The organism is Frankia sp. CeCAU1, from assembly GCF_977971845.1.
This window is the reverse complement of the sequence record NZ_CDWWXA010000038.1, coordinates 19,042-36,663: the sequence shown is the minus strand read 5'-3', so window position 1 is coordinate 36,663 and position 17,622 is coordinate 19,042. Positions and strand designations below refer to the sequence as shown.

Annotated in this window: 13 protein-coding genes; 6 read left to right on the top strand and 7 right to left on the bottom strand. The window is 69.5% G+C overall.

The features are described from left to right. Positions 1–33: 33 nt before the first annotated feature. The 7 genes from rsmG to rpmH all read right to left on the bottom strand — a co-directional run bounded on the left by rsmG (position 34) and on the right by rpmH (position 6,219). Positions 34–831, bottom strand: coding sequence for a 16S rRNA (guanine(527)-N(7))-methyltransferase RsmG (rsmG, locus tag AC08OO_RS09600; protein WP_476609328.1), 798 nt, complete (start codon positions 829–831; stop codon positions 34–36). Positions 832–1,142: 311 nt separating this feature from the next. Continuing rightward, a complete protein-coding gene (locus tag AC08OO_RS09595; protein WP_476618428.1) occupies positions 1,143–2,984 on the bottom strand; it encodes a hypothetical protein in 1,842 nt (613 codons plus the stop codon). 46 nt (positions 2,985–3,030) lie between these two features. Beyond that, complete coding sequence (locus AC08OO_RS09590; protein ID WP_011438898.1) at positions 3,031–3,585, bottom strand: Jag family protein; 555 nt, start codon at positions 3,583–3,585, stop codon at positions 3,031–3,033. A gap of 117 nt (positions 3,586–3,702) precedes the next feature. Beyond that, a complete protein-coding gene (gene yidC, locus AC08OO_RS09585; protein WP_476609326.1) occupies positions 3,703–5,130 on the bottom strand; it encodes a membrane protein insertase YidC in 1,428 nt (475 codons plus the stop codon). 12 nt (positions 5,131–5,142) lie between these two features. Then, positions 5,143–5,673 carry a membrane protein insertion efficiency factor YidD gene (gene yidD / locus AC08OO_RS09580; RefSeq protein WP_476609325.1) on the bottom strand — a complete coding sequence of 177 codons (531 nt, stop codon included), beginning with the start codon at positions 5,671–5,673 and terminating at the stop codon, positions 5,143–5,145. Then, the gene (gene rnpA / locus AC08OO_RS09575) at positions 5,670–6,041 is read right to left on the bottom strand and encodes a ribonuclease P protein component (protein ID WP_476609324.1); all 372 of its coding nucleotides are present in this window, start codon (positions 6,039–6,041) and stop codon (positions 5,670–5,672) included. The genes yidD and rnpA overlap by 4 nt, the downstream gene beginning before the upstream one ends. Before the next feature lie 40 nt (positions 6,042–6,081). Beyond that, positions 6,082–6,219, bottom strand: a complete 138-nt coding sequence (rpmH, locus tag AC08OO_RS09570) for a 50S ribosomal protein L34 (RefSeq protein WP_011438902.1) — start codon at positions 6,217–6,219, stop codon at positions 6,082–6,084. A gap of 877 nt (positions 6,220–7,096) precedes the next feature. On the opposite strand from rpmH, the gene dnaA reads away from it, so the two are divergent. The 6 genes from dnaA to gyrA all read left to right on the top strand — a co-directional run bounded on the left by dnaA (position 7,097) and on the right by gyrA (position 17,618). Next, on the top strand, positions 7,097–8,743 hold the full coding sequence (gene dnaA, locus AC08OO_RS09565; RefSeq protein ID WP_476609323.1) for a chromosomal replication initiator protein DnaA: 1,647 nt from the start codon (positions 7,097–7,099) through the stop codon (positions 8,741–8,743). A gap of 724 nt (positions 8,744–9,467) precedes the next feature. Continuing rightward, positions 9,468–10,676 carry a DNA polymerase III subunit beta gene (gene dnaN / locus AC08OO_RS09560; RefSeq protein WP_023839957.1) on the top strand — a complete coding sequence of 403 codons (1,209 nt, stop codon included), beginning with the start codon at positions 9,468–9,470 and terminating at the stop codon, positions 10,674–10,676. Between the two features lies 1 nt (position 10,677). Next, positions 10,678–11,877 (top strand): DNA replication/repair protein RecF, encoded by a 1,200-nt coding sequence (recF, locus tag AC08OO_RS09555; RefSeq protein WP_476609322.1) that lies wholly within the window; start codon positions 10,678–10,680, stop codon positions 11,875–11,877. Then, positions 11,867–12,673, top strand: coding sequence for a DciA family protein (locus tag AC08OO_RS09550; RefSeq protein WP_476609321.1), 807 nt, complete (start codon positions 11,867–11,869; stop codon positions 12,671–12,673). Before recF ends, AC08OO_RS09550 begins: the two co-directional genes overlap by 11 nt. 307 nt (positions 12,674–12,980) lie before the next feature. Next, positions 12,981–14,915 carry a DNA topoisomerase (ATP-hydrolyzing) subunit B gene (gene gyrB / locus AC08OO_RS09545; RefSeq protein WP_035729010.1) on the top strand — a complete coding sequence of 645 codons (1,935 nt, stop codon included), beginning with the start codon at positions 12,981–12,983 and terminating at the stop codon, positions 14,913–14,915. 198 nt (positions 14,916–15,113) lie between these two features. After that, positions 15,114–17,618, top strand: a complete 2,505-nt coding sequence (gene gyrA, locus AC08OO_RS09540) for a DNA gyrase subunit A (protein WP_476607139.1) — start codon at positions 15,114–15,116, stop codon at positions 17,616–17,618. Positions 17,619–17,622: the final 4 nt, after the last annotated feature.

Sequence of the window (17,622 nt, the reverse complement as noted above, 5' to 3'; positions counted from 1 at the left end):
CCCCTGGTCCCACCCTGGCCCGCCGACGCTGTTTCACGTGGAACGAGACTGTCCACGTGTCGGCTGGTCACGACCGACCTCCCGTGATCGGAGTGAATCCCGTGACGTCCGTCTGACCTGTCTGCCATCGTGCCGCTCATCGTCGCCGCGCCCTCCCCTGCTCTCGGCCCGGGTGCGCTGGGATGAACGTACGGCCCGGAGGAGACGGGCGGGTTCCTCCACCCGCCCCTCCCCGCACCTCACGACATCCACGGGATGCCAACCCTGAGTTCCGAGACCGCTGCGCGCGTCCTGCAGTTCCTCCAGGATCCGTGAACCGCGCATCGCCAGCATGACACCACCTGGTCGTAGCATCGGAAAGAGGACTGCGCCCAGCCGCTCCAGGGGAGCGACCGCGCGGGCTACGGCTATCCCGAATCTACGACCGTCCGGGCCGATTCCGGCATCTGGCGCGCGGCCACGTACCACAGAAATCTGGTCCTCCAGACCTATGGTCGCCACAACCTCGTGCAGGAATCGGCACCGGCGTTCCATCGGCTCGAGCAGCACCACTCGCAGATCCGGGCGGGCGAGCGCCAGCGGGATACCCGGCAGCCCCGCGCCGCTGCCGACGTCCACGACATCGGCCTGCACCGGGACCACGTCGGCCAGGACCGCGCAGTTGAGTACGTGGCGGTCCCAGAGCCGCTCAGTCTCACGCGGACCGATCAGCCCGCGTCCGACCCCGTCGGTCGCCAGCAGCTCGACGTAGCGCGCCGCGGATCCGGTCCGCGTGCCGAAAATCTCCACTGCGACGGGGGGCACCTCGGGGGCATCCGGGAGACCCGTCATGGCCGGATGCCCCGCCGTGCCGTGCGACCAGCCCGCGCAGGCCGGGCCGCCTGCGTCACCTCGACCGGCCACAGCATCGAGCCGAGCCGGGTTGGGACCGTGGGCATCGCCAGGTGACCGCCGGCAGCGGGTGGGTGGAAGACCGGATCCGTGGACCCGGCTGGACAGGACCAGAAGGCTGGACAGGACCAGAAGGCTGGACAGGACGAGGAAGTCAGAAGAGCGCGCACCCGACAAGCATCCCCGCCGACCTCGACATGCTCCCGCCGCCACCCCCGCGGTAGGCACGGTTCCGGCCCTGGGGACGGATCTCAGGTCGTCCGGTAGGACACCACGGTCCGCTGCGGCCGATCGAGTCGCGGGGCGGCGCCGGCGCAGCGATCGAAGACGGTCAGCGTTCCGGTGAGGGAGAACTGCCAGCCACGGCCGGCGCACCACCCCGCCCGGGGCAGCGCGGCCAGGTCGGGCGCGAGAGCCGGCCGCTCCGCGTCGAAGACGAAGACGAGCAGCCGGGTCGGCGGGACCCGGCGGTTCGCCAGCTCGCCGACCAGGGAGACACCCGCAGCGCCGAAGAAGATCGTGTCCTGCCGTGGTACCCGGGCCGGTACCCGCCCGGCGCCGGCACTGGGGAGAGCTGCCGGCTCACGCGCCGGGTCGTCACTCGCCTCCATCGCGTACAGCCAGCCAGGCCGGGCGAGGCGGCCCCCGACCATCACCAGGTCTCCCGGGCGGTGCAGCTGCCGGGCCGCGATGGCCGCGTCGACCATCCGATCGAGGCCACGAGTCCGGTGCCGATGATCCCAGAGCTGCCCGCTTCCCGACAGCGAGGTTCCCAGGAGGGGGACCCCAAGCAAGATGATCATTGCGAGGCCGGCCAACGGCAGCACGGCGGTCGGAGAAATCGTGTCCGCGCTGGCGCTCGACGTAGGCGAGACACCGGAAACATCCAATCGTGACCGCTCGGTGACGGTCCCTCCGGTAGGGAGGGTCGGGGTCGCGGCCATCGGTGCCGGTACGGCCGGCTGAGGCCCGGCGGCGGGGATACGAGGTCGCACCGCAGCCACGAACAGGGCCACCAGCCGCCGGGTTCCCACCACGATCACAACGACGATCAGTGGCACGACGAAGAGGTTGGTCCGGGTCGGCCCGAACGGCCAGTACCGCGCGGCGCTCGCTCCCAGCATCAGCACCTGGGCTCCGCCGAGCGCAGTGAGGAGCAGCCTGCCGTCCGGTCGTTGCGCCAGCACGAGGACGCCGGTCAGGCCGGCGATCGACACCGCCACGGCGAGCAGCACCGAGACAACCGGTCCCCCGGGCACCGTCGCATGGATGAGGCTCGGGTCGAACCGGTCGATGCCGGGCGGCATACCGGTGATGAAGGCTCGCATCTGATCGACGATGAAGCGTACGGCCTCGACCGGCCCACGACCGGCAATGAACTGGCGATCCCAGTAGTCGCCGCGACGCTGACTGGACTGGTGCCCGATGAAGAACACGGTATGCGCCACGCTGATGGCGACCGCGGGCAGGCATTCCACCAGTCGCCAGCGCCGCGCCGGACCGCGCCATACCTCCGCGGTCGCCAACGGCAGCACCAGAAAGATCCCGGGCACGGCGGTCAAGGCCAACAGGCCCGCCGCGGTGCGTCGCAGGAGCCGGGCACGGGAGAACCCGCCGGTGACAGGTGCAGGCCACGGGGACAGCGAGGGCCGCGGAGATGATCCGGTCGACCAGGCGAGGACGATGCAGACGGCGGCCAGCGCCTCGACGGAATACGGCTTGAGTTGGGTCGCGAGATCCAAGAAGGTCACGTTCAGGCACAGCCAGCACGTGGCGAACACCGCTGCGACCAGGCCGGTGAAACGGCGGGTGAGCAGGACGATCGCGGCACCGAGCAAGGGCACGGCGAGATACCCGGGAAGCCGGAGCGACCAGCTGTGCCAGCCGAGGACCTCGCCGGCCACCCGGGTCAGGCCGAACCAACCCAGCGCCGAGGGGGTGTTGGCGACGGTCAGCTCCGGCCAGAACGAGGACGCCGGTTCGCTGACGAAGTGGGCACGCCAGATCTCGTCGTACCAGAAGGGTCTGGTCAGATAGGCATGCAGAACGCCGAGCACGGCCGCCAAGCCGACACCCACGGCGGCGGCCAGCACGGGGGAACGCGTCGGCCGGCGCCGACCCGCCATCGGTCGGCGCCGGTCAGCCGAGAAGGATGACTACCCGGCGGCCGGGTTCCTCGCCCTCGGACTCGCTGTGCACGCCGTCGATCCCGGCGACGGTGTCGTGCACCACCTTGCGCTCGAACGGCGTCATGGGAGCCAGCTTCTCCGGCTCACCGCGCGTGATGGCGCGCGACGCCGCGGCGATCGCGATCTTGCGTAGCTCGACCCGCCGCCGGGCGCGATGGCCGCCGACGTCGAGCATGAGACGGCTGCGGGTGCCCGTCTTCTGGAGCACCGCAAGCCTGGTCAGTTCCTGCAACGCCTCCAGCGTCTCGCCGCCCGCCCCGATGAGCTTGTCCAGCCCCTCGCCCACCACGGCGACGACGGCGCGGCCGCTCTCGACGTCGAGGTCGAGGTCACCGTCCATGTCGACGATGTCGAGCAGACCCTCGATGTAGTCGGCTGCGATCTCGCCTTCCAACTCGAGATCGGACAGACGCCGATCCTCCGTGCCGGCGGTCTCGTCCGAGGAAGCGTGCTCATCGGAGGCTCCGGCTCCATCCACAGCCAGTTCAGGTGCCGAACCGGTCATCAGCGACTCTCCAGGGGAACGGGGGCGGCGGAGCAGAGATTACGGGATGCCGCCACACGATGACGAAATCGGGTCGGCAGCCTGCCTGCCGGTCGGTCGGGAACGGCGTCTCCCGGATCAACGCCGCCCACCGGGCCGCTTGCCCTTGCCTCGCCGTTTCGCGGGTCGGGAGCCGCCGATCTGGCGCCGCACTCCGGCGGGTACGGGTGCCGGCCGGGGCGTGCTCTCCCCGTCGGAGGGCGCCGTCGGCCCGCTCGCAGCGCTCTGCCCGGCATTCTTGCCCGGGGCGTTCCTGCGGCCCGCCGCGCTGGTCTTCGCCTCCGCGCTGCGCCCCGTGGATGCGGCCGTGGTAGCGGCGACGCCGTTGCCCGAGACGCCACCGCCCGAGACGCCGTTGGCACCGGGACCGCCCGGCGCCCCCGCCTTACCGCTCTTCGGAGTCGCCGCCTCCTTCGGGGTCGTCCCAGCTTTCGGGGTCGTCCCAGCTTTCGGGGTCGTCCCAGCTTTCGGGGTCACCGTGGTACGGCTCGCGGTCGAGGTGCCGTTACGGGACCGGGTGCCGGGGGGAGCCGTCGAGGACGTCCGACCGGCCGCCGCGGCACCGGAATCGCCGCCCTTGGTCGGGGTCACCGAGGCGGACCGGGGGCGGTTCTTCGACTTCGCCCCGGCTCGGACACCGGGAGCCGGCCGAGCGGGGGTGACGGCACCGTCGGCGGCCGGACGGGCACCGGGCAGCCTGCCGTTCGCATCCGCGGGCTTGACCGGCGGCATCTTCTTCATGATGAAGAACTGCTGGCCCATGCTCCACAGGTTGGTGGTGAGCCAGTACAGCAGCACGGCGATCGGGAAACGGAAACCAAAGAAGGCGAGCATCAGCGGGGAGCCATAGAGCAGCGCCTTCTGCACCATCGCCTGCTGCGGGTCGACCGGCCCGGTGCGAGCCATGATCTGGCGCTGCGTGAGGAAGGTCGTAAGACCCATCAGCACGATCAGGACGATCGCGAGAATCCTGACGTGCGTGCTGTCGACGCCGAGGAAGTGCGAGAAATCGCCATCGGAGGTGAACTTGCTCGCCAGCGAGATGCCGAACACCTTGGCCGAGGCGATCTGCTCCACCTGGTCCGCGGAGAGCCCGACCCGGGGACGCCAGACCAGCGAGTGGTTCGGACCCTCGTTCATCGGCGCCAGGTGGGTGAACACGTGGAACAGCGAGATGAACAGCGGGATCTGGAGGAAGATCGGGAGGCAGCCGAGAAGCGGGTTTCCGTGCTCCCGCTGCAGCGCCATCATCTCCTGCTGCATGCGGGGTTTGTCGTGCCCATGCTTCTCCCGGATCTCCTTGATCCGGGGCTGCATCATCTGCATCGTCCGCTGCGACTTCACCTGCTTGACGAACAGCGGGAAGATCAGAATACGGACGCAGACGACCAGCAGGACGACCGAAAAGGCCCAGGAGAAGAAACTGTCAGCACCAAAGATCGGCGCAAATCCCCGGTGAAAGAAGACAATCGCGTTCGCCGCGAGGTGGTATAGGGGATCCAACAACGGTCTGACTCCTCACACCCACGGTCCACGACCGGAACCGACGATCTCGGCCCGCATCCCCTGACTGGGAGACGGGGGACCATGCCTGTGGACGGGCGGTACGGCGACGGCCGGATCGCCCGCGCTCCGACCGTCGAGAGGCCCGCCGGGGTCCGCCGCCGCGCCCCTGGGTCTCCGAACGATTCCCGGACCCGGATCCGTTCCCAGCACGGGGTCGTAGCCGCCTGCCGCGAGCGGTTGGCAGCGCAGCAACCGGGCGAGGGCGAGGACACCGCCACGCACACCCCCGTGGCGCCGCACCGCGGCCAGCGCGTAGGCGCTACAGGATGGCTCGAACCGGCACAGGCCGGCGTTGCGGGCCGACCAGCCGGCTCGGTAGAGCCGCACGAGCCCGGCAAAGGTCCAGGCCAGGGGACCGCGTACCGCGCCGTCGGCGTTGCGGGCGACCCGCGGCAGGCGGCGCCACACCATCCGGGAGGCCAGCAGGAGGTCGACGACGGCCGCCGTGGCCAGCAGCACGACCAGCACCGTCCCGGCGGTCATCGTCCACGCCCATCCGGGCGCCTGGCACCCGCCGGCCGGGCCACCCTGGTGAGCGCGGTGTCCAGCGCACGGCCGAGCTCCGCGGAGCTCGCCGTCGCCGCATCGGGCAGCGCACGCACGACCAGCATCGTCCCTGGCGCGAGCGTGTCCAGCCGAACCCGTACCTGTTCCCGCAACCGGCGCCGCACCCTGTTACGCACGACCGCCTTCCCCACCCGGCGGCCGACCACGAAGCCGGCCCGCGCCGGATCGTCGCTTGTTGTCCACAGACTGTGGACAACAAGCGGACCGGATCGGGTTCGCCGACCCATGGTCCCCAGCCGGGCATGTTCGTCCCGGGTTCGGACGCGGGAGCCCTCAGGAAGCATGACCGGCGGGGATACCAGCAGGACCAGCGGGAACCCGCCGTCAGGCGGAGAGCTCGCTGCGGCCCTTACGACGGCGGGCGGACAGGATCGCGCGGCCCGCGCGAGTCCGCATGCGCAGTCGGAACCCGTGCGTGCGGGCCCGCCGACGGTTGTTCGGCTGGAAGGTGCGCTTACTCACGTGAGAACTCCGTCTGCAAGATGGACGCGGGCGGTGATCTTCGCTGCCGAGGGAGAGTGGGCCGCACCACACGGTCCTGACAAGCAGATCCCACGACAAACGAAGCGGTCTAACACCGCGGTTCGGCCTAGCCTACACAGGGCGGTGCCTCGGACGGTCCGGCTGCGAGGGATCGCTGCCGGGCAGGGGGACCTTCGGCGATCCGCCGGCCCCGGGCCCGCCGGCCGCCGGCCGCCGCACCACCATCATTCGGTCATCACCCGGTCGCAGCCAGGGCAACCTGGACACGACGGCACCACACCGGAGGTCAAGGTGCGAGCGCACCGCGGCCGCGGCGGGCCGGCATCCGTCCGGCGGCCGTGGAATGCCACACTGCCGTGGCGGGCCCTCGGTGCCGCCGACGATGGGGCGGGGACGCGGCGCGGCCACCGCGGATACGTTCCGGCCCCGGCACGGCGGCTCGGGCCGCGCCTTACGATCCTGGTGGCAACGTCTCACTCGGGGCGGGCACCTGACGGCGTCAGGTATGCCCGCGTTCGGTGAGAACGACCGGCTCGGTGCACCCCGACCTGTGGAAAACGCCTGTGGAGAGGGCGGTCGGCGGAGGGGCCAGGGCGGAGCGGGGGACCTGGAGCGGATTCGAATGACCTCACTAATACAGGTTCATCCCCGGGAACGAGCCGGTTGCGCCACGCCGCATGCCGTGTCGTGTCCATGCACAGGTTGTGGACGACGATGTGGAGAACCATCGCGACGAGGCCCCTCGGTCGCTCGGTGGCCGGGGACCACATCACCAGCCGCATCAGCCGCGGCGCACCTCCAGCACGCGGGGAGCAGCACCACCCGCAAACCGTACCGAACTGCCCGAGGAGCCCCCGTGTCCAACCTCCGCGCCGACTCCGTCGCCGGTCTGCCGTTCGGGGACGAGCCTTCGGGTGACCCGGACCTGGCCGCGGTGTGGAGCCAGGCCGTCGCCGGGGTCGCCGACGGCACGCTGTCCGCCCAGCAGCGTGCCTGGCTGCGGCTGACCCGCCCCCTCGGGCTCGTCCAGGACACGGCTCTGCTGGCCGCGCCGAACGAGTTCACCAAGGATCTCCTCGACTCGCGCCTGCGCCCCTTCTTGTCCACAGCGTTGTCCACAGCCTATGGGCGGGAGATCAGGGTCGCGGTCACCGTCGAACACCTGCCCGATCCGGAACCAATGAGCGGACCGATCCGGATCGTACGGCCGGTGGACGCCAGGGGCGACACCACACCGGGCCAGGGCTCGGGCCCCGCCTCCGGTTCGGCGTTGAACGCGGGTACCGGATCAGGATCAGGATCGACCGGCACCGCCGCAGCCCCGGTGCCGGCACCAGTGCCGCCGGCGCCGGCGGCACTGGTGAACGGCGAACTGCCCTTCCCCGACGCCACCGAGGGAACACCACCGGTACGGGTCAGCGCGGGTCTCGGACGCGATGCGGCGCCGCACGAGACCGAACCGGCCCAGGCCCGGCTGAACCCCCGCTACATTTTCGAGACGTTCGTCATCGGCGACAGCAACCGGTTCCCCCACGCGGCAGCGGTGGCCGTCGCCGAGGCACCCGCGAAGGCCTACAACCCGCTTTTCATCTACGGGGACTCCGGGCTCGGCAAGACTCACCTTCTGCACGCGATCGGTCACTACGCACTCAAGCTCTACCCGAACATGCGGGTGAAGTACGTGAGCTCCGAGGAGTTCACCAACGACTTCATCAACTCGATCCGGGACGACCGCCAGCAGGCGTTCCAGCGGCGCTACCGTGACATCGATGTCCTGCTCGTTGACGACATCCAGTTCCTGGAGAACAAGGAACGGACGCAGGAGGAGTTCTTCCACACCTTCAACGTCCTGCACGACGGCGAGAAGCAGATCGTGATCAGCTCCGACCGCTCGCCCAAGCAACTCTCGGCCCTGGAGGACCGGCTGCGCAGCCGCTTCGAGTGGGGGCTGATGACCGACATCACCCCGCCCGACCTCGAGACGCGCATCGCCATCCTGTCGAAGAAGGCGGCCACGGAGCGCCTGCCGGTACCCCCGGATGTCCTCGAGTACATCGCCACGCACATCGAGCGCAACATCCGTGAGCTGGAGGGGGCGCTGATCCGGGTCGCGGCCTTCGCGAGCCTGAACAAGTCCCACGTCGACCGCACGCTCGCCGAGATCGTGCTGCGTGATCTCATCCCCGATGCCGGCAATCCCGACATCACGGCCGCCGCAATCATGAACGCGACGGCGGCGTACTTCGGCGTCTCGATGGAGGACCTGTGCGGCACCTCACGTAGCCGCGTGCTGGTCACCGCCCGTCAGATCGCGATGTACCTGTGCCGGGAGCTGACCGACCTGTCGCTACCGAAGATCGGCCAGCACTTCGGGGGGCGGGATCATACGACGGTCATGCATGCCGATCGCAAGATCCGCGGGCTGATGGCGGAACGGCGCGCGATCTACAACCAGGTCACCGAACTGACAAACCGCATCCGTCTGCAGGCCCGGCAGGCCTAGCGCCACTGCCACTGCCCACCACCGCCGGGCAGCACCACCGCCGGGCAGCACGGTTCCTCCTACTTTCCCCCCGGCCGGAACGTCCCGCGGACCGGTGGCTGCGCCCGAAGGTGGGGTGTGATGCCTCGCCGGGTGTCACACGTGGCGCAGGGACCGGACGCCGCGGGGCAGGACTTCCCCGAACGAACCCGAACAACCACGGACGGCTGGGGACAACCGGGGACGACCGCACCGAGCCCACGGGGTGGTTCCGCCCACAGCTTGTGGAAAACGTTGTGGACAGCCTGCGGTCGGAACGGTGGAGCGGCAGTGGACAGCCTGTGGATAACTCGGGGACGGCCTGTGGAGGGACAACGTGGTCCTTGTGGACGCAGATCGGGCCTGGGGATAACCACTGCGCGCATGCACAGATCCACCCACAAGATTTGCACCGGCCAACAACCCATCTGACCTGCAGAAACAGAGGTTATCCCCAGTGTCCACACCCCCTACTACTACGACCAACTAGATCTTTCTAAGAATGATCAAAAGCTCTTAGTACTAGGGGGTGTGGACAACGGCTCGAGCGCGGGTCCGAGCGCCCTACGTGCCGCGACTCGGCCCCGGGCAAGCACCCGGGGCGCGGCCGACCGCTCGTCAGCGCCTGCTGGCACTCTGAGATGCTGGTCGGTGTTCCCTGCGGGGTGACTCCGAACAACCGGAGGGAACGACAGGAGGCCTAACCATGAAGTTCCGGGTGGAACGGGACGAATTCACCGAAGCGGTCGCCTGGACCGCACGCACGTTGCCGAGCCGGCCGACCACCCAGTTGCAGGTGCTCTCGGGTCTGCTCCTCGACGCGACCGGACCGATACTCAAGATCGCCGCGTACGACTACGAGGTGGCCGCCCAGTGCACGGTGCACGCAACCGTGTCGGAGGAGGGGCGCGGGCTCGTCAACGGCAAACTGCTCGCGGAGATCACCCGGGCGCTGCCTGCGGCACCGGTCGATCTGGGCATCGACGGCACCCGCCTGGTGATCACTTGTGGCAATGCTCGGTTCGCGTTGCCGATGCTGCCGGTGGACGACTACCCCGCCCTTCCGGCCATGCCCCCGATCACGGGGCACATCGAGGGATCCGCGTTCGCCGCGGCGGTCTCACAGGTGGCGATCGCGGCCGGTCGTGACGACACGCTGCCGGTCCTCACCGGGGTCCGTATCGAGATCGAGGGGGACACTCTCACCCTCGCCGCGACCGACCGTTACCGGCTCGCCGTGCGGACGCTGAAGTGGCGACCGTCGGAGACAGCCGCCGGGCTCGATGAGGACGGTGTGACCGGTGTGGACGGCCCCCCGCCCACACCGGTCACTGTCGCTCTCGTGCCGGCCCGCACCCTGCTCGACACCGCGAAGTCGTTGTCGGGTTCGGGGGTGGAGGTATCCATCGCGCTCGGGACCGGCCCCTCCGGCGAGACGCTGGCCGGTTTCGCCGGCTCGACCCGGCAGACGACGACCCGGTTGCTCGACGGAAGCTTCCCGCCCTACCGCAAGCTGTTGCCGGACAGTTCGCCGTTGATCGCGCAGCTGGAGATCGCCCCGTTGCAGGAGGCCGTCAAACGGGTGGCGCTGGTCGCCGCGAAGACCGCACCGGTGCAGCTGACGTTCTCCCCGGACCACCTCGTGCTGGAGGCCGGGACTGGCGGTGAGGCGCAGGCGACGGAGACCCTCCCGGTGACCTACGACGGGCCGGAGCTGTCCGTGGCGTTCAACCCGTCGTACCTGCTCGACGCACTCGGGGCGCTGGAGTCGGACGTCGTACGGATCGGTTTCGCCAGCGCGGAGGACCCGGCGGTGGCGGCGAACAAGCCGGCGATCCTGACCGGGAAGGCCGACGACGACGGCGAGGTCCCCGACTACCGGTACCTGCTGATGCCGATCCGCCTGCACGGGTGACGTGCACCTCACGCACCTGTCCCTCGTCGACTTCCGCTCCTACCCGGCCCTTGACCTGACTCTGGGTCCGGGAGTGGCCACCTTCGTGGGTGGTAACGGCCAGGGGAAGACCAACGTGATCGAGGCGATCAGCTACGTCGCCACGTTGGCCAGCCACCGGGTCGCCGGGGACGCCCCGCTGGTCCGTGACGGCGCGTCTCGGGCGGTCATCCGCGCCAGGATCGTCCGGGGTGACCGGGCCGCGCTGGTGGAGATCGAGATCGTTCCGGGAAAAGCGAACCGGGCCCGGTTGAACCGGGCTCCCGTCGCCCGGCCGCGTGACATCGTCGGTCTGCTGTGCACCGTGCTGTTCGCCCCGGAGGACCTGGCCCTGGTGAAGGGGGATCCGGCGCAGCGTCGTCAGTTCCTCGACGAGCTGCTGATCGCCCGGACCCCGAGGATGGCCGCGGTCCTCGGCGACTACGACCGGGTCCTCAAACAACGATCGACCCTGCTACGCACCGCCGGGACGGCCCGGCGAGCTGGGGGGCAGGGAGATCTGCGCACCCTCGATGTCTGGGACGGGTACCTGGCCGCGCATGGCGCCGAGGTGCTGGCCGCGCGGTTGGCACTCGTCGACGCGTTGCGGCCGGCCGTGGCCGCGGCGTACGAGGCCGTCGCTGGCGCCGAGTCCGCTACCGCGCTGGACTACCGTTCCAGCGTCACCCTCCCGGACATCTTGCATGCGTCCGGTCCACCCGGTCCACCGGGCCAGCCAGAGCACCCGGGCGCGGGTCGGCCGGGTCCGGCGGCACCGGATCGGACCATGCTGGCGGAGGCGATCCGCGCCGATCTGGAGGCCGCCCGGCCACGGGAGGTCGAACGGGGGATGACGCTGGTCGGTCCGCACCGCGACGATCTGCTCTTGTCGATCAACGGACTCCCGGCCCGTGGCTACGCGAGTCACGGCGAGTCCTGGTCCCTCGCCCTCGCGCTCAAGCTGGCCTCGTTCGACCTGCTGCGTGCCGATGACCGCGAGCCGGTCCTGCTCCTGGACGACGTCTTCGCCGAATTGGACACGCGTCGCCGCGGTCGGCTCGCGGAACTCGTCGCCTCCGCGGAGCAGGTGCTGGTCACAGCCGCGGTCGAAACCGACGTTCCCACGGAGCTGACCGGGGTGCGGTACGCCGTCGCCGGAGGAGAGGTCCAGCATGCCCACTGAGCGCCCGGACCCCCGGGACCATCCCACCGTGCCCGGGTCCACCGTGCCCGGGTCCACCGTGCCCGGGCGGTCCCGGGGAGGGGCCGGGCGCCGCGGGAAGACCGAGGGGCCGGACGGCACCGCAGCCCACGGAGCGGACCTGGCTCGGGAGATTCTCGCCCAGGTCAAACGGGACGCGCGGGAGCGTGGGCGGGGACGGTGGGACGCCGACCACACCGCCCGCCACCCGGCCGGGCCCGGCACTGCTCGCGGTGGCGGGATGCCGGGTGCCGACGGCGGCACGTGGGCCGATGAGGACGCCTCCGCCGGCGCCACCGGGACGGGCGGCCCGTGGGGCCCGGGCTCTCGGGCCCGCCTCGGTGCCCGGTGGGCCGACCCGTCGGATGACCAGGCGCCCCGCCGACCGCGGATGCCGGGCATCGCCCCGCCCGGCCGGGAATGGCGCGAACCGGTCGATTTCGGGACGGCGATCAACCGGCTGTTGGCGGACCGTGGCTGGAAGGCTCAGGCGAGCGACGCGAACGTCCTGGCCCGATGGGATGCCATCGTCGGGCCGGACATCGCCGACCACTGCACCCCGGTGTCCCTGCGCGACGGAGACCTGGAACTTGTCGCGGAGTCGACCGCCTGGGCGACCCAGCTGCGCATGCTGTCCCGGCAGCTCCTCGGCATCCTGCACCGGGAGCTCGGTCCACACGTGGTCCGCCGGATCGTCGTGCGTGGCCCGACGGCGCCGTCCTGGCGGCACGGGTCCATCCGAACCGGCGGTCGAGGACCCCGCGACACCTATGGCTGAGGCCGGCCGGCCGGTCGGCTGCTGCCCGCCTGACGTCCCGGTACTCCCGGTACTCCTTGGCGCCTGGATCGTGCCTGTGGTATCCGTCGGTGCTGCTGGGGCGATCATGATGGCTCCGCGGGATCGCGGTGTCGGTGACAGTCGTGGAGGCGCGCCAAGGCGGTCGGGGGAGTCGGTCCGGTAGGGGGGGTTGTCCATCCCCATGTGCGTGGCGCTGCGCAGACGCCAGGGGGCTCCCTGCGTCCGCTATGGCGGGTTGCCGGGTAGACTGGTGGATACTTCCGCCCAGAACGAGGGGACCCGCCGCGTGGCCTACGATGCAAGTTCGATCAAGGTTCTCGAAGGTCTTGACGCGGTCCGCAAGCGTCCGGGCATGTACATCGGCTCCACTGGAGAGCGTGGACTGCATCATCTCGTCTACGAGGTCGTGGACAACGCGGTGGACGAGGCGCTCGCCGGTTACTGCGACACCATCACCGTGACGCTGCTTGCCGACGGCGGGGTGCGGGTCACCGACAACGGCCGCGGCATTCCCGTCGGCATGCATCCCACCGAGAAGCGGCCCGCCGTCGAGGTCGTGCTGACCACCCTGCACGCCGGCGGGAAGTTCGACGGCAAATCGTACGCGGTGTCCGGCGGGCTGCACGGAGTCGGCGTCAGCGTGGTCAACGCGCTGTCCACCCGGCTCGACGTGGAGATCCACCTGGATGGGCACGTCTGGTTCCAGCCGTACGTGGCGACCCGCCCGGACAAGCCGCTGGCCAAGACCGGTACCACCCGCAGGACCGGGACGTCGGTCACCTTCTGGGCGGATCCGACGATCTTCGAGACCACCGAGTACAAGTACGAGACGCTCTCCCGCCGCCTGCAGGAGATGGCCTTCCTGAACAAGGGGCTGTCGATCACACTCGTCGACGAGCGTGACGAGGAACGCGTGGCGGTCACCTACAAGTACGCCAACGGCCTGGTCGACTTCGTCGGTCACCTCAACGCCACGAAGGACACCATCCACCGCAGCGTGATCTCGCTGGAGTCGAAGGGCGTGGGCATCGAGGCCGAGCTCGCGATGCAGTGGAACGGCGGCTACACCGAGTCGGTCTACACCTTCGCGAACACCATCAACACCCACGAGGGCGGCACCCACGAGGAGGGCTTCCGGGCTGCGCTGACCAGCGCCGTCAACGCCTACGCCAAGGACCAGAACCTGCTCAAGCCGGTGAAGGCCGGGGCCAAGAACAGCGACGAGCGGCTCTCCGGCGACGACATCCGGGAGGGCCTTACCGCGATCATCTCGGTGAAGCTCGCGCAGCCGCAGTTCGAGGGCCAGACCAAGACCAAGCTCGGCAACACCGAGGCCAAGAAGTTCGTCCAGGAGATGTGCTACTCAGCGCTCAAGGACTGGTTCGAGGTCAACCGCACCGAGGCTCGGGCCATCGTCAGCAAGGCGCTCGACGCCCAGCGGGCCCGCATCGCCGCCCGTCAGGCCCGCGATCTGACCCGGCGCAAGGGTCTGCTCGGCGGCACCGGCCTGCCGGGCAAGCTCGCCGACTGCCAGTACACCGATCCCGAGCGGTGCGAGCTGTACATCGTCGAGGGTGACTCGGCGGGTGGGTCGGCCAAGGGTGGTCGAGACTCGAAGTTCCAGGCGATCCTCCCGCTGCGAGGAAAGATCCTCAACGTCGAGAAGGCCCGCATCGACCGCGTCCTGAAGAACACCGAGGTCCAGGCCCTCATCCAGGCGCTGGGTACCGGCATCCACGACGATTTCGACATCGCGAAACTGCGCTATCACAAGATCGTTCTGATGGCGGACGCCGACGTCGACGGCCAGCACATCCGGACCCTGCTGCTGACGCTGCTGTTCCGGTTCATGCGCCCGCTGGTTGAGGCCGGTCACGTGTTTCTGGCGCAGCCGCCGCTCTACAAGATCAAATGGGGTAGGGAGGACTGGGAGTACGCCTACTCCGATCGGGAGCGCGACGGGCTGGTCGCCCGCGGGGTGGAGTCCGGGCGCAAGCTGCCCAAGGATGCCATCCAGCGCTTCAAGGGCCTCGGCGAGATGAACGCCACCGAGCTGTGGGACACCACCATGGACCCGGACCGGCGCATCCTGCTGCAGGTCACGCTCGACGACGCGGCGGTCGCCGACGAGTTGTTCTCCGTGCTCATGGGGGAGGATGTCGACGCGCGTCGCAGCTTCATCCAACGTAATGCCAAGGACGTGCGTTTTCTGGACATCTGACCCGGCCGTGTCGCGTGCCTCGGACCGGTTGTCGGTGACCCCTCAGGTCGGTCCGGGCGCTGCGATCCCGACGGTCCGGCCCGGCGAACGGAGGGCTCCGGATCCCGCCCGCCGTCGGGTCCACCCGGCCCCGTTGCCCGGGGCACCCGTCCCGCCCTGACGCTCTGACGACTGCTCCCACTGCCCTGGAAGGACCCCGTGGTCGACGTCCTACCTCCTCCCCCCGGCGACCGCATCGAGCCCATCGGCATCGAAGTCGAGATGCAGCGGTCGTATCTCGACTACGCCATGTCGGTCATCGTCGGCCGTGCGCTGCCGGAGGTACGCGACGGGCTCAAGCCCGTCCACCGCCGGGTCCTCTACGCCATGTACGACGGCGGCTACCGCCCCGACCGCGGGTACTTCAAGTGCTCCCGCGTGGTCGGGGACGTCATGGGTAACTACCACCCCCATGGCGACACGGCGATCTACGACACCCTCGTCCGGCTCGCGCAGGGCTGGTCGTTGCGCTACCCGCTGGTCGACGGGAACGGCAACTTCGGCTCGCCCGGCAACGATCCGCCCGCCGCCATGCGGTACACCGAGGCGCGGATGGCGGCCTTGGCGATGGAGATGTTGCGTGACATCGACCAGGAGACGGTTGACTTCGCCCCGAACTACGACGGGCGTTCGCAGGAGCCGCTTGTTCTGCCCAGCCGGTTCCCGAACCTGCTCGTCAACGGCGCCGGCGGCATCGCGGTTGGCATGGCGACGAACATCCCGCCGCACAACCTGCGCGAGGTCGCGAAGGGCGTGCGGTGGGCACTCGACCACCCGGACGCGAGCGACTCCGAGCTGCTTGAGGCGCTGATCGGCCTGATCAAGGGTCCGGACTTCCCGACCTCGGGGCTCATCGTCGGCCGTAACGGCATCGAGGAGGCCTACCGTACCGGCCGCGGCAGCATCCGGATGCGGGCGGTGGTGAACGTCGAGGAGAACAAGGGCCGCACCCAGCTCGTCGTCACCGAGCTGCCCTACCAGGTGAACCCGGACAACCTCGCCGAGAAGATCGCCGAACTGGTCCGGGACAACAGGGTCACCGGTATCGCCGACGTCCGGGACGAGACCTCGGCGCGCATCGGCCAACGGCTGGTCATCGACCTCAAGCGCGACGCCGTCGCCAAGGTCGTGCTCAACAACCTCTACAAGCACACCCAGCTCCAGGACACCTTCGGCGTCAACATGCTGGCGATCGTCGACGGCGTGCCGCGTACCCTGCGCCTGGACCAGATGGTCCGCTACTACGTCGAGCACCAGATCGACGTCATCGTCCGCCGGACCCGCTATCAGCTGCGCAAGGCCCGCGAGCGGCTGCACGTCCTGGACGGTCTGCTGATCGCGCTGGATCACCTCGACGAGGTCATCAACCTCATCCGCAACGCCGAGTCGGCGGACGTGGCCCGCGGCCAGCTGATGGAACGCTTCTCGCTGTCGGAGATCCAGGCCACCGCCATCCTCGACATGCAGCTGCGCCGGCTCGCCGCCCTGGAACGTCAGCGGATCATCGACGAGGCGGCCGAACTTCGAGCGAAGATCTCCGATCTGGAGGCGATCCTGGCCTCGCCGACCCGGCAGCGGCAGATCATCGGCGAGGAGCTCGCCGAGGTCGTCGAGAAGTTCGGCGACGAGCGGCGGACCCGTCTCGTCCCGTTCGAGGGCGACATGTCCATCGAGGACCTGATCGCCCAGGAGGATGTGGTCGTCACCGTCACCCGCGGCGGCTACGCCAAGCGCACCAAGACCGACCTCTACCGCTCGCAGCGCCGCGGCGGCAAGGGCGTGCAGGGCGCGGCGCTGCGCGAGGACGACATCGTCGAGCACTTCTTCGTCACGACCACCCACCACTGGCTGCTGTTTTTCACGAACAAGGGTCGGGTGTACCGGGCGAAGGCGCACGAGCTGCCCGAGCAGGCCAGGTCGGCCAAGGGCCAGCACGTCGCGAACATCCTGGCCTTCGGACAGGATGAGCGGATCGCCGAGGTCATCGCGGTCAAGGACTACGAGGCCGCCCCCTACCTGGTCCTGGCGACCAAGCGCGGGCTGTGCAAGAAGACCGCGCTGCATGACTTCGACTCGAACCGGGCCGGTGGCCTGGTGGCGATCAACCTACGCGACGACGACGAGCTGATCGCCGCCCGGCTCGTGGCGCCCGGCGACGATCTACTCCTGGTCAGCCGCAACGCCCAGTCGATCCGGTTCCACGCCGACGACGAGCAGCTGCGGCCGATGGGCCGGGCGACCTCGGGTGTGATCGGTATGCGGTTCGATGCCGAGGACGAACTGCTGTCCATGGACGTTGTCGTGCCGGGTACGACGGCGGATCTGCTCGTCGCCACCTCCGGTGGATACGCGAAGCGGACGCCGCTGGCCGAGTACCCGGTGCAGGGCCGTGGTGGCAAGGGCGTGCTGACCGCTAAGATCGTCTCGACTCGCGGTGGTCTGGTGGGGGCACTGGTCGTCGATCCCGACGACCAGCTCTACGCCATCGCCTCCAACGGGGGTGTATTGCGGACCGTTGCCAAGGATGTACGGCGGGCACAGCGGCAGACCATGGGAGTCCGGCTCATCGATCTGGAGTCCGGGGTGCAGGTTGTCGGAGTCGCACGTAATGCTGATGCGGAGGACACCGACGCTCGTATTGACGCCGGGCCCCAGGAAAGCTGAGAGC

Coding starts and splice junctions, on each gene's coding strand:
- dnaN (WP_023839957.1), top strand. CDS start 9,468: ATGAAGTTCCGGGTGGAACGGGACGAATTCACCGAAGCGGTCGCCTGG.
- yidD (WP_476609325.1), bottom strand. CDS start 5,673: ATGACCGCCGGGACGGTGCTGGTCGTGCTGCTGGCCACGGCGGCCGTC.
- AC08OO_RS09590 (WP_011438898.1), bottom strand. CDS start 3,585: ATGACCGGTTCGGCACCTGAACTGGCTGTGGATGGAGCCGGAGCCTCC.
- rsmG (WP_476609328.1), bottom strand. CDS start 831: ATGACGGGTCTCCCGGATGCCCCCGAGGTGCCCCCCGTCGCAGTGGAG.
- AC08OO_RS09550 (WP_476609321.1), top strand. CDS start 11,867: ATGCCCACTGAGCGCCCGGACCCCCGGGACCATCCCACCGTGCCCGGG.
- rnpA (WP_476609324.1), bottom strand. CDS start 6,041: ATGCTTCCTGAGGGCTCCCGCGTCCGAACCCGGGACGAACATGCCCGG.